A 12,670-nucleotide genomic window follows, 5' to 3' on the forward strand; every position below is an offset into this window, starting at 1 on the left:
CCCTCTTGACGGTTGGATAGGGTTCAACTATCCCCCGGGGTCGCGAGTCGACCCGCTCTGCGTGTCTGCTGAGGAGCACCCATGACCCACGCGTCCACCCTGCGCCGAGACTCCGTCTGACCGATGGGAAGCCTGTACTACGGCGACGCTCAGGATCCGATCCAGATCGAGGATCGCGCTCTCGCACACCTCAAGGTCGTCATCGCGACGAAGCTTCGCCGCAACGAGAGCTTCACGCTGTCCTGGCGGCATCCGGAGGGCGACACCCCCGGTCGCTCCACCCTGTGGCTGCACCCGTCGATTCCGTTGCGCTTCGTGTTCCAGGAGGCGGAGACGCCGGAGTTGAGCCGGACCTGGATCGAGGACCTCGCCCATTCCGCGAACTCGAGCGGCGGGATCACCCTCGTCGAAGAGCATCTGGAAAGCGCGACGACCGTCTGAGCGACCTCGGTCGCCCGCAGCGTGCCGTGGAGCGGTGATCGAACGGTAGGGCGGGCGGGACTTGAACCCGCGATCGTTGGGTTATGAGCCCACTGCCTTAACCAGCTTGGCCACCGCCCCGTACGGCCTCCAGCCTAGCGGCCGGACGGGTCAGACCTGCGTCGCGGCGGCATGGGTCTGCAGGTGCCTCAGATAGATCTCGGCGTTGGCTATGAGGCCGGCGCGCTCCTCGTCGCTGAGCGCACGACGGACCTTCGCGGGGACACCCGCCACCAGGGATCCGTCGGGGATCTCGGTGCCGCCCAGCCACCACCGCGCCGCCGGCGATCAGGCACCCGACGCCGATGAGCGCGCCGCTGAGGATCACGGCGCCCATCCCGATCAGAGACCCGTCGCCGATCGAGCACCCATGGACCACCGCGTTGTGTCCGATCGAGACGTGCGCGCCGACGACCACCGGGTGCCCGGCGTCCACGTGCACGGAGACGTTGTCCTGCACGTTGCTCGCCGGCCCGATGGTGATGCCCGCTGAGTCACCGCGCAGCACAGCGTTGTACCAGACACTGGCACGGGCGCCGAGGGAGACGTCGCCGACGATGCGGGCTCCCTCCGCCACGAAGGCCGATCCATCGATCGACGGGGAACTGTTCGGCAGGGCGAGAACGGATGCTCCTGAGGCGACGGTCATGAGGTGAGACTACCCTCACTTCCGCGGAATCACGCGGAAGTGAGGCCAGCCTGAGCTTGCTTGCGGAATGTCTGAGCGTGAGTAGCGTTGTCTTCACACGTACGAGAGATCCGTTCCAGAGGAGCACAAGATGAGCAAGGCACAGACCATCACCACCACCGCCATCGACCCGACCGTCGCCGCAGGTGCGGCACAGTTCCTCTCCCCCGTGGTGCTCGGCCTCCAGGCCCTGACGATCAACGGCAAGCAGGCGCACTGGCACGTGCGCGGCGCGAACTTCGTCGGCGTCCACGAGCTGCTCGACACGATCGTCGCCCACGCCGGCGACTTCGCCGACACCGCTGCGGAGCGCATCGTCGCCCTCGGCCTCCCGATCGATGCCCGTGTGAGCGCCGTGGCCGCGAAGGCCGGCGCGACCCCCGTTCCGGCCGGCTTCACGCAGTCCGACGAGCTCATCCGCGCCGTCATCTCCGACATCGATGCCATCCTCGTCGACGTCAAGGCTGCGGTTGACGGTCTGGACGAGGTCGACCTGACGAGCCAGGACGTCGCGATCGAGATCCAGCGCGGCCTCGAGAAGGACCGCTGGTTCCTGGTCTCGCACGTCGCAGCCTGATCACGAACGTCGAAGGCCGGTCCTCCGCAGCAGCGGAGAACCGGCCTTCGTCGTATACGCGCGGTGTCAGGCGCGGTGCGACACGCAGCCTCCCAGCAGCGTCGCGATGACCGGCATCGCGCGCAGCTCGCCGCCCGTGGCCGTGCGCGGGTCAAGCCCGCAGAGGACGATGTCCGCCGTCTCCCCCGGGCGCAGCGAGGACCGCACGCTCGCCTCGAAGGCCTGATCGATGGTGAGACGCTCCTCGGGATGCCATGGTGCGCGGTCATCGTCGGTCCGGGTGACGGCCGCGGAGATCGCCTGCCAGGGGTCGAGCGCCGCGACCGGCGCATCCGAACCGAACCGGAGTTCCGCCCCCGCGGCACGGAGCGACGCGAGCGGGTAGGTGATCGCGGTCTGTTCTGACCAGTGCCGTCCGACGAGGTCCCGATCGTCGAGCGCGTGCTGCGGCTGCACGCTGGCGATGACCCCCAGCCGGGCGAACCGGGCGAGGTCGGCGTGCCGGACGAGCTGCGCATGCTCGATCGTCCCGACGGCTCCGGCGACCGTGAACGCATCAAGTGCCGACGTCGTCGCGCGATCGCCGATGGCGTGCACCGCGGCGTCGAGCCCCGCTCCTGTGGCGCGCGTGAGCAGCTCGGTCAGTTCATCCGGCGGCACGGTCAGCACGCCGAAGTTCGCCGGATCGCCGGGATAGGCGTGCGAGCACGCAGCGGTCCGCGTGCCGAGCGAGCCGTCGCTGATCACCTTGAGCGGGCCGACGTGGATGAGACCTCGTGCACTCTGGGGCGCATCGGCGTCCTCGTGGACCTCTCCGGTGTGCAGCCCGGCGCCGATCGCTCGATCGAGGTCGAACGGGTACAGGGCGAACTCGACCCGGTGGGCGGCAAAACCGGCCCGCACCCGGCGCGGCCAGGCCTCGGCGTTCCATGCCATGTCGAAGTCGACCAGGCCTGTGACGCCGCGCGCGGCTGCACGCTCTCCCGCCTCGGCGACGGCGCGGTCACCGTGCGCCGGGTCGACGGCGTTGAGGCGCCGCGAGATCTCGAACGCGTCCTTCTCACGCAGCATCCCGTCAGCACTGCGGAATCCCTCGCGGGCGAGGGCCGCCGAGTTCAACCAGACGCTGTGCACGTCGGCGTTGATCAGGTACGTCGGCACCGGGCCGGTCATGGCGTCCAGAACTCTCAGCGTCGGGAGGTCGGGCCACAGCGCATCGCGGAACCCGGCGCCCACTCGCCGTCCGTCGGGAAGAGACGGGGCGAGGCTCATCCGTTGCGCCGCTTCGCCGGCGGATGCGGCCTGGCCGAGCGGCACCCGCTCCGAGTCCAGCGCCCACTGCACAGTGTGGACATGGTTGTCCCAGAGCCCGGGAACCGCCCACGCGCCATCGCCGTCGATCACTTCGCCGCGCGCCGGCAGCGCACCGATCGGTGCGATGTCGACGATGCGCCCGTCCGCGATGTGGATGTCGACGGGTTCGTCGTCGATGAGGAACTCCCGGCCGGGGCCGGCGATGCGCACCGCCCGCACGGTACCGATCTCTGTTCCGCGTCCGGTCACCGCTGGACTCCCGTTCGCGCATCCTGCGCCCGCTGCATCTCCGCGGCGAGGGCGGGGTTCGCGTACGGTCCGTCGTCTGTCAGGGCGGCGATCACGTTCTCGATCGTCTCCGCCGGCTTGTTCTGGCTCAGCTTCCGCTTCGCCACGACACGCGACGGCGTCAGCCGGAATCCGACGGTTCCTGCGGCGAGACGCTGCACGTACTCCGGATCGTTGGGACGCTCCCACATCAGACGCGGATCGGGCATCCGCGACTCGAATCGTTCGACCAGCCGGTCCAGCACCGCGAGGTTCTCGTCGTCGCTGAGGATCTCCGGCACACCGGACAGATGCACGGCGGTGTAGTTCCACGTCGGCACGGCTTTCACATCACCGTACCAACCGGGCGAGACGTAGCCGTGCGGGCCCTGGAACACCACCAGCAGCTCGTGCTCCCCCAAGCCGTGGATGAGGTCGTCCGGTCGACCGACGTGGCCGACGACCGTGAGGTCGTCGCGCGACTCATCGAGCAGCACGACGTAGTGCGAGGCGACCTGCCCGTCTTCGCCTGTGCTGACGATCGTCGCCCACGGATTCGCGTCGATCACACGGCGGATCTCGGTGACGTCGGCCAGCGTGAAGCTCGGGTTCTGTCGCATGGAATCAGCCTAGAGCGGATGCCGTGCTCCGGACTCGGGGACCGGAGCGCCGCAGGGTCAGGCCTGGCAGCGCGGGCACCAGTAGAGCTTGCGCGCGCCGATCTCCTCGAGGGCGATCTCGGTGCCGCAGACCCGGCACGGCAGGCCCGCGCGGTGGTAGACCCAGTGGCGATCGTCGCGGCTCGCCATCGCCGCGCGGTAGTCCTCCGGCGACAGGTCGTCCATCGTCATCATCTGCCCGGTCTCGACGCCGATCGCGAGCAGGCGCACCCAGTCGTGCCAGATCGCACGGACGATCTCCTCCGGCACGTTCTTCCCCGGCGTGTGGGGGTTGAGCCGGTGTCGGTACAGCAGTTCGGCCCGATAGACGTTTCCGATGCCGCTCACGACCGACTGGTCCATGAGCAGCAGCGCGATGACCGTCTGCGTCTTGCGCACCGCCCGGACGAAGCGTTCCTCGTTCTCCACCGGATCGCCCACCAGTGGATCGGGCCCGAGCTTCGCGACGGTCGCGAGCATCTCCTCCGGAGTCTGCAGGACGCAGGCGGTCGGGCCACGCAGGTCGGCGGCCGTGATGTCGGTCATGAGACGCAGACGCACCTGGCCGACGATCGGAGGAGGCCACTCGACTCCTTCGTCGGCGAGGCCCTTCGTCTGCTCCGACATGCGCACGTGCACGCGAGTGCGTCGCGGAGCACCGATCGAGGACAGCGAGTTCTCGCCCGCGTCGTCGAGGATCGGATCGTCCAGCACCGTGCCGCGCTGATTCGTCTGCCCCATCCGGCCGTTGGCGGAGGCGATGGGTGGGGTCCATCACGATCTCACCGGCGAAATCCCAGGCCCCGTAGAGCCCGAGGTGCACCCGAAGCCACAGGTCGCCCTCCGCCTCGAGGAACATCTGCTTGCCCACGGCTTTGACGCTGACAGCCGCTCGTCCGTCGAGCACGGCAGCGCCCTCGGCGAACCTGCCCTGCGGACTCGACGCGTGCAGCGTCTTGCCGATGAAGTTCCGATCGAACTGCCGCGCGATCCGGTGGACGGAGTGACCCTCGGGCATGTCAGTCCCTCGGGTCCGGGAGCAGAGAGCCGTCGCGCTCGAAGTCGGCGATCTGGCCGATCCGGCGCACGTGCCGCTCATCTCCGGAGAACGGCGTCTCGATGAAGCGGTCGATCAGGGCGGTGACCTCCTCATAGGTGTGCTGCCGCGCGCCGATGGAGATGACGTTCGCATCGTTGTGCTCGCGGGCGAGCTCCGCGGTCGAGAGGTTCCAGACCAGAGCCGCACGAACGCCCTGCACCTTGTTCGCGGCGATCTGCTCGCCGTTCCCCGAACCGCCGAAGACCACGCCGAGCGCGTCGACGCCGGCAGCCTGATCGGCCACGACCGCCTGGGCGGCACGGATGCAGAAGGCGGGGTAGTCGTCCACCGCGTCGTAGACGATCGGGCCGTGGTCGACGACCTCGTGCCCGGCGGCACGCAGGTGATCCTGCAGCTGCGTGGAGAAGTCGAGACCCGCGTGGTCGGTGGCGATGTGGATGCGCATGGCTCCCATCCTAGAAGCGCACGCAGGAGAGCGTGAGGTCAGGGCGCGACGCCCGCGGCGGCCGGCTTGAACCCGGCACGGATGTTCTCGCAGCAGCCGGGACGACAGACGTCGAATGCGCCAGGGAGTGACGTGACATGCGGGCGTTCTGCGTTGGGGCGCCCCTGCAAGCGCTCCTCGATCAGATCCACGATGCCGGCCACGAACGACGGCGCCACCCCCGGCGTCGGGGTGCGCGTGAAGGCCAGTCCGGCTTCCTCCGCGGCCTCGGCCGCCTCGGTGTCGAGATCCCAGAGCACTTCCATGTGGTCGCTCATGAATCCGACCGGGACCACGGCGACGGCCTTGCGACCGCGGGCGGGCAGCTCGGCGATGACATCGCAGACGTCGGGCTCCAGCCAGGGCTGCGAGGCGGGGCCCGAGCGCGACTGGTAGACGAGCTCCCACGACACATCTGCCGCGGCGGGGATGGTCTGCCGCACCCGGTCCATCACCCAGGCGGCCACCGCGAGATGCTGCGCCGCGTAGGCGCCGCCCTCTCCCCAGTCGATGTCGCGGGCGCCCGACCGCTCGGCATCCGCCGTCGGGATGCTGTGCGTGGAGAACAGGATCTGGATGTCGGCAGCGGCGATCCCCTGCGCCAAGAACGCCTCCACCGCCTCGCGCACGCCGCGCTCGAATGCCTCGACGAAGCCGGGGTGGTCGTAGAAGGGGCGGATCTTGTCGATCGTCACCGTGTCGCCGAGCCCGGTCTCCTCGAGAACCCGGGCGAAGTCCTCGCGATACTGACGGCAGCTCGAGAAGGAGCTGTAGGCGCTCGTGGCGAAGGCGAGGAGGGTGTTGTGGCCCTGTGCGGATGCCTCGGTCACGACCTCGTCGAGGTACGGGGCCCAGTTGCGGTTTCCCCAGTACACCGGAAGGTCGATGCCTCGTTCGGCGAGTGCTGCTTCCAGAGCGGCCTTCAGCACGCGATTCTGGCCGTTGATCGGGCTCACTCCACCGAAGTGGCGGTAGTGGTGCGCGACCTCCTCGAGCCGTTCATCCGGGATGCCGCGCCCCCTCGTCACGTTGCGGAGGAACGGGATCACGTCCTCCTGGCCCTCGGGCCCGCCGAAGCCTGCCAACAGGATGCCGTCGTATGCGACCGGAACGGTCACGTACGGAGCACCCCCTGCCGCAGCAGATGAGGCGAAGCGGACGACGGTCGGCTCGATAACAGTCACCCCTCCATCCTTTCACCTCTCAGGAGGGAGGGTGCCCGCTGCTCTGGCGTAGGCTGTCAGGGTTGCCGTCGGCGCCAACTGCGCCCGACTCCGGTGACATCCCCTCACCCCTGGGAGTACCGCTGTGCCTGGAGAGAACCTCACCCGTATCGAAGCGCAGGAGCGCCGCGACGTCGTCGACACCCAGTCGTACGAGATCGCACTCGATCTGACCAAGGGTGCGGAGGTCTTCGGTTCCCGGAGCGTCGTACGCTTCACCGCGACGCCGGAGAGCTTCACCTTCATCGACCTCATCGCGCGTGAGGTGAGGGAGATCTCCCTCAACGGCGAGCTGCTCGACCCCGATGAGGTCTTCGCCGACTCCCGGATCGCCCTCTCCGGTCTCCAGGCCGAGAACGTGCTGGTCGTCGACGCCGACTGCGAGTACACCAACACCGGTGAGGGACTGCATCGCTTCGTCGATCCGGTCGACGGCGAGGTCTACCTGTACTCGCAGTTCGAGGTGCCGGATTCGCGCCGCGTCTTCGCGGTCTTCGAGCAGCCCGATCTGAAGGCCACCTTCCAGTTCACGATCACCGCGCCCGCGGCGTGGAAGGTCATCTCCAACTCGCCGACGCCCGAGCCCATCGTGCACGACGATTCAGCGGGATCCGGAACCGAGAAGTTCGCGACGTGGGGCTTCGAGCCGACTCCGCGCATCTCGTCGTACATCACCGCGCTCGTCGCAGGTCCCTACGAGTCGACGTTCTCCGAGCTCACGAGCGCCTCAGGCCGCGTGATCCCGCTCGGCGTCTACGGACGCAAGAGCCTGTGGCAGCACCTGGACGCCGACTACATCTTCGACAAGACACGTGAGGGCTTCGAGTACTACGAGTCGAAGTTCGGCGTTCCGTACCCGTTCGCGAAGTACGACCAGCTCTTCGTCCCCGAGTTCAATGCGGGTGCGATGGAGAACGCCGGCGCCGTCACCTTCACCGAGACCTATGTCTTCCGCAGCAAGGTCACCGACGCCGTCAAGGAGCGCCGCGTCGTCACGATCCTGCACGAGCTCGCGCACATGTGGTTCGGCGACCTCGTCACCATGAAGTGGTGGAACGACCTCTGGCTCAACGAGTCGTTCGCGGAGTGGGCGTCGACCATCGCCACCGCAGAGGCCACCGAGTGGACCGAGGCCTGGACCACCTTCAACGCGATGGAGAAGACCTGGGCCTATCGTCAGGACCAGCTCCCCTCCACACATCCGATCGTCGCCGAGATCAACGACCTCGAAGACGTACAGGTCAACTTCGACGGCATCACCTACGCGAAGGGCGGCTCGGTCCTCAAGCAGCTCGCGGCGTGGGTGGGCATCGAGGCCTTCTTCGGAGGCGTCTCGCAGTACTTCCAGAAGCATTCCTGGGGCAACACCGAGCTGAGCGACTTGCTCACGGAGCTCGAGGCCACCAGCGGCCGCGACCTGAGCACCTGGTCGAAGAAGTGGCTGGAGACCGCCGGAGTCAACACTCTGGAGCCGGTCATCGCGGAGGGCGGCGACGGCACCATCTCGCGGTTCGCCGTGACGCAGACCGCGCCGGCCGACTACCCGACGATCCGTCCGCACCGCCTCGGCATCGGCTTCTACACGCTGACCGACGGCTCGCTGACCCGCACGCACTACGTCGAGGTCGATGTCGACGGCGACCGCACCGAGGTGCCCGAGCTGCAGGGCCTGAAGCGCCCCGACCTCGTGCTGCTCAACGACAACGACCTCGCCTACGCGAAGATCCGTCTCGACGAGAAGTCGCTGGCCACGGCGATCGCCCACCTCGCAAACATTCACGACCCGCTGGCCCGCTCGCTGGTGTGGGGCGCGGCCTGGGATCAGACCCGCGACGCCGAGACCCCGGCATCTGCCTACATCGACCTCGTGCTCGGCAACATCGGGCGCGAGACCGAGTCGACCACTGTTCGCACGACCCTCGCCCAGCTGCGTTCCGCGGCCACGCTGTACGTGGCGCCGGCCGATCGCGAGGCGGCGCGCCTCAAGGTCGCCGACGGACTCTGGGCGCTGGCCGAGGCCGCCGACGCCGGCAGCGACAGCCAGCTCCAGTTCGTCACCGCGTTCGCCAGCTCCCTGGTCAGCCCCGAGCATGCCGGGGTCGTCGGCCGACTGCGCTCCGGTGAGGAGACCCTGCCGGGCCTCGAGATCGATGCCGACCTGAACTGGCAGCTGCTCTACGGTCTCGCCACGATCGGTGCGACGGATGCCGCGACCATCGATGCCGCTCTCGCAGCGGACAACACCGCGAAGGGCGGCGAGTTCGCCGCTCAGGCACGCGCCGCGCTTCCCGACGCCGCGTCGAAGCAGGTCGCGTGGGCCTCGCTGATCGAGCGGGACGACGCCCCGAACACGATCGTGCGGTCGGCCGCCCTCGGCTTCGTACACCCGGCCGGTGCCGCCGTGCTCGGCGAGTTCGTGCCGAAGTACTTCGACATGCTGCTCCCGATCTGGGAGTCGCGCTCCTACCAGATCGCGCAGTACCTCGTCGTCGGACTCTTCCCGACCTCGCTGGCCGACATCGCGCTGCGGGACGCGACCCGCGCCTGGCTGTCCGCGAACCAGGATGCCGCTCCGGCCCTCCGCCGTCTCGTGCTGGAGAACCTGGCGGACGTCGAGCGCGCGCTGGCCGCGCAGTCCCGCGACGCCGAGGACTGATCCCGCGGATCCTGTGACCGGGCCTCTGCTGCAGCGCTTCCAGCCTGCGCAGAGGCCCGATCGCTAGAATCGGCGGTGATGATGATCCCCTTCGAGAACACTCCCCCCGCCACTCCTGCAGAGCTCCCCGACCTGTGGAAGAAGGTTCTGGTCGTACTCGGCGACGTCGGGATGAAGGCGCTCGCCGTCGCGATCATCATCGTCAGCTGCATCGTGATCGGTTTCGTGCTGCGCGTCGTCATCCGCCGCGTCGTACACCGCATCGTCGACAGCGCGAAGAACAAGGCGGATGTCGACGACACGCAGGCCCTGGAACGATCGCCGCTCGCTGACATGCGGCTCGTGCAGCGCACGCGCACTCTCGGCTCGATCCTGCAGAACATCGTCAACGTGATGCTGGTCGTGATCGCGCTCGTGCTCGTCGTCAGCGCGCTCTCTCCTGGCCTCCTCGGCTCTCTGACGCTCCTCACCGCCGCCGTCGGCGCGGGCCTCGGCTTCGGGGCGCAGAACATCGTCAAGGACGTGCTCAACGGCATGTTCATCGTCGCCGAGGATCAGATCGGCATCGGCGACGTCGTCGATCTCGGCCTCGCGAGCGGGGTGGTGGAGTACGTCAGCGTGCGCATCACCCAGGTGCGCGATGTGAACGGCACTCTCTGGTACGTCCGCAACGGCGAGGTCACCCGAATAGGCAACATGTCGCAGGGCTGGGCCCGCACCATCATCGACATCGGCGTGCCCGTCGACTCCGATCTGGAGCAGGTCGAGCACACGATGCTCGAGACCGCCCAGGGCCTCGCGAAGGACCCCAAGTGGCGCACTCGCATCATCGAGAAGCCCGAGCTCTGGGGGCTGGAGTCGATCGGCGGCGACGCACTGGTCGTCCGCATCGTCGTCAAGACGCGCGCCAACGCGAAGGACGATGTCGCTCAGGAGCTGCGCCGGCGGCTCCGCGCTGCCCTCATCGACAAGAGCATCGCGGTGCCGAGCCTCGTCGATGTCGTGCCGACCGGCCTCGACGGAGCGCGTCGCGTCCGCGGCGCGAACCCGCCGCGCACGCGTCCGAACGCCGTGACCGGCGTGCCGGTGATCCCCGACCGCGGCATCTGGCGCCGCAAGAAGCCGACCGATGACGGGAGCTCCACGAAGTGACCTTCTACGACGAGGTCGGCGGGCACGAGACGTTCGCGAAGATCGTCTCGGTGTTCTACCGCGAGGTGGCGCTCGACCCGGTGCTCAAGCCGATGTATCCCGAGGAAGACCTCGGGCCCGCCGAACAGCGGCTGCTGATGTTCCTCGAGCAGTACTGGGGTGGTCCGACCACCTACGGCGAGACGCGCGGGCACCCACGCCTGCGGATGCGTCACATGCCCTTCCACGTCGATCCCGATGCGCGGGATCGTTGGCTCCGTCACATGCGGACCGCCGTGGACGAGGCGAAGTTGTCGCCCCTCCACGAATCGACGCTCTGGGACTATCTCGAGCGCGCCGCGCATGCCATGGTGAACACATTCGAGCCGTCCGGGATCGGGACCCAGCCTGGCGGACGCCCCACTCTCGAGACACGATCCAGTCAGGTATCAACGGAGACCCCATGACGAAGACGCCCCTGTCCGCAGATGTCCTGGTGATCGGGTGGGGGTTGGCCGGTCTCGTCGCCGCCGCAGAAGCGCTCGCTGCGGGCCGTCGCGTCATCCTGCTGGACCAGGAGCCGCGCACCAACCTCGGTGGGCAGGCGTGGTGGTCGTTCGGGGGGTTGTTCTTCATCGACTCCCCCGAGCAGCGGCGCCTCGGCATCAAGGACTCCCTCGAACTCGCGACCCAGGACTGGTTCGGCAACGCCGCATTCGACCGTCCGGAGGACGAGTGGCCCCGGAAGTGGGCGGAGGCCTACCTGCAGTTCGCGGCCGGTGAGAAGCGCGCCTGGCTGCGCGAACGCGGCGTCGGGTTCTTCCCGGTGGTCGGCTGGGCGGAGCGCGGCGGCTACGGTGCGATCGGACCAGGCAACTCGGTCCCCCGCTTCCACATCACCTGGGGAACCGGTCCCGGCATCGTCGCCCCGTTTGCGGCGGCCGTCGAACAGGGCGAGCGGGAGGGGCACCTGACGGTCCTCCCCCGCCACCGTGTCTCCGAACTGGTCGTCACCGACGGCGCAGTCACGGGCGCGCGCGGCGACGTGCTGGCCACGAGCGGTGCACGGCGCGGCGAGGTGTCCTCCCGAGAGGTCATCGACGAGTTCGAGATCAGCGCCGGTGCCACGATCGTCGCGTCAGGCGGAATCGGCGGCAACCACGACCTGGTGCGTGCAGCCTGGCCCGCGCGACTCGGCAGTCCGCCCGATCACATGCTCACCGGGGTCCCCGCCTACGTCGACGGCTCGATGCATGCCGTCAGTGCGACCGCCGGAGCACGGCTGATCAACGGCGATCGGATGTGGCACTACGTCGAGGGCATCACGAACTGGGATCCGGTGTGGCCCTCGCACGGCATCCGTATCCTCCCGGGTCCGTCGTCGCTCTGGCTGGACGCGACCGGCACCCGACTGCCTGTACCGCTCTTCCCCGGCTTCGACACGCTGGGAACGCTCGCGCACCTGCGCACGACCGGTCACGATCACTCCTGGTTCATCACCTCCCGACAGATCGTGGAGAAGGAGTTCGCGCTGTCGGGCAGCGAGCAGAATCCGGACCTCACCGGCAAGGACGTCGGACTGTTACTGAAGTCCCGGCTGGCGAAAGGCCCGACGGGGCCCGTGCAGTCCTTCCTCGACGAGGGCGAGGACTTCATCGTCGAAGCAGATCTGGAGACGCTCCTCGAGCAGATGCAGCGGCATCCCGGCGGCGAGGCCCTCGACATCGACAACGTGCGGCGCGAGGTGCTCGCGCGCGACCGCGAGATGGACAACGACTTCACCAAGGACGCGCAGATCGGCATGCTGCGCTCGATGCGCAGCTATCGCGGCGACAAGCTGATCCGCACCGCGGCCCCGCACCGTCTGCAGGATCCCGCTGCGGGACCCCTCATCGCCGTCAAGCTCCACGTGCTCACCCGGAAGTCGCTCGGCGGCATCAACACCGACCTCGACGGTCGCGCGCTGGACGACCGGGGCGCGCCCATTCCCGGGCTCTACGCGGCAGGAGAGGCCAGCGGCTTCGGTGGTGGCGGCGTGCACGGATATCGGGCGTTAGAGGGCACATTCCTCGGCGGGTGCCTGTTCTCCGGACGCCAGGCGGGACGCGCCGCGGCCGGCTGAGCCCGACCG

At 68.5% G+C, this 12,670-nt stretch carries 10 protein-coding genes, 1 tRNA gene and 2 pseudogenes; 6 read left to right on the forward strand and 7 right to left on the reverse strand.

All coding sequences use genetic code 11. The features are described 5' to 3' along the window. The first annotated feature begins 123 nt into the window (after positions 1-123). Positions 124-441 (forward strand): hypothetical protein, encoded by a 318-nt coding sequence (locus QFZ21_RS02710; RefSeq protein ID WP_307374180.1) that lies wholly within the window; start codon positions 124-126, stop codon positions 439-441. A gap of 46 nt (positions 442-487) precedes the next feature. Here QFZ21_RS02710 and QFZ21_RS02715 read toward each other — a convergent pair. Beyond that, positions 488-561 (reverse strand) — tRNA-Ile (locus QFZ21_RS02715). A 30-nt stretch (positions 562-591) separates the two neighbouring features. After that, positions 592-1,129: pseudogene (locus QFZ21_RS02720) on the reverse strand (gamma carbonic anhydrase family protein). 130 nt (positions 1,130-1,259) lie between these two features. On the opposite strand from QFZ21_RS02720, the gene QFZ21_RS02725 reads away from it, so the two are divergent. Then, on the forward strand, positions 1,260-1,745 hold the full coding sequence (locus QFZ21_RS02725; protein WP_307374182.1) for a Dps family protein: 486 nt from the start codon (positions 1,260-1,262) through the stop codon (positions 1,743-1,745). 66 nt (positions 1,746-1,811) lie between these two features. On the opposite strand, the gene QFZ21_RS02730 is transcribed toward QFZ21_RS02725, so the two are convergent. The 5 genes and pseudogenes from QFZ21_RS02730 to QFZ21_RS02750 form a co-directional block, all read right to left on the reverse strand. Continuing rightward, positions 1,812-3,308 (reverse strand): amidohydrolase, encoded by a 1,497-nt coding sequence (locus tag QFZ21_RS02730; RefSeq protein WP_307374184.1) that lies wholly within the window; start codon positions 3,306-3,308, stop codon positions 1,812-1,814. Beyond that, the gene (locus QFZ21_RS02735) at positions 3,305-3,946 is read right to left on the reverse strand and encodes an FMN-binding negative transcriptional regulator (protein ID WP_307374187.1); all 642 of its coding nucleotides are present in this window, start codon (positions 3,944-3,946) and stop codon (positions 3,305-3,307) included. The genes QFZ21_RS02730 and QFZ21_RS02735 overlap by 4 nt, the downstream gene beginning before the upstream one ends. 57 nt (positions 3,947-4,003) lie before the next feature. Continuing rightward, positions 4,004-5,003: pseudogene (locus tag QFZ21_RS02740) on the reverse strand (Fpg/Nei family DNA glycosylase). Between the two features lies 1 nt (position 5,004). Next, entirely contained in the window at positions 5,005-5,490 is a 486-nt protein-coding gene (locus QFZ21_RS02745; RefSeq protein WP_307374190.1) for a ribose-5-phosphate isomerase, read from the reverse strand. 38 nt (positions 5,491-5,528) lie between these two features. Next, entirely contained in the window at positions 5,529-6,713 is a 1,185-nt protein-coding gene (locus QFZ21_RS02750; protein WP_307374192.1) for a ferrochelatase, read from the reverse strand. A gap of 124 nt (positions 6,714-6,837) precedes the next feature. On the opposite strand from QFZ21_RS02750, the gene pepN reads away from it, so the two are divergent. The 4 genes from pepN to QFZ21_RS02770 all read left to right on the forward strand — a co-directional run bounded on the left by pepN (position 6,838) and on the right by QFZ21_RS02770 (position 12,661). Further along, entirely contained in the window at positions 6,838-9,408 is a 2,571-nt protein-coding gene (gene pepN, locus QFZ21_RS02755) for an aminopeptidase N (RefSeq protein WP_307374194.1), read from the forward strand. A 78-nt stretch (positions 9,409-9,486) separates the two neighbouring features. Next, positions 9,487-10,560, forward strand: coding sequence for a mechanosensitive ion channel family protein (locus tag QFZ21_RS02760; protein WP_307374196.1), 1,074 nt, complete (start codon positions 9,487-9,489; stop codon positions 10,558-10,560). Then, positions 10,557-11,006, forward strand: coding sequence for a globin (locus QFZ21_RS02765; RefSeq protein ID WP_307374197.1), 450 nt, complete (start codon positions 10,557-10,559; stop codon positions 11,004-11,006). Before QFZ21_RS02760 ends, QFZ21_RS02765 begins: the two co-directional genes overlap by 4 nt. Then, positions 11,003-12,661 carry an FAD-binding dehydrogenase gene (locus QFZ21_RS02770; protein WP_307374198.1) on the forward strand — a complete coding sequence of 553 codons (1,659 nt, stop codon included), beginning with the start codon at positions 11,003-11,005 and terminating at the stop codon, positions 12,659-12,661. The genes QFZ21_RS02765 and QFZ21_RS02770 overlap by 4 nt, the downstream gene beginning before the upstream one ends. Positions 12,662-12,670: the final 9 nt, after the last annotated feature.

It is taken from the genome of Microbacterium sp. W4I20 (genome assembly GCF_030816505.1).
Classification (GTDB): domain Bacteria; phylum Actinomycetota; class Actinomycetes; order Actinomycetales; family Microbacteriaceae; genus Microbacterium.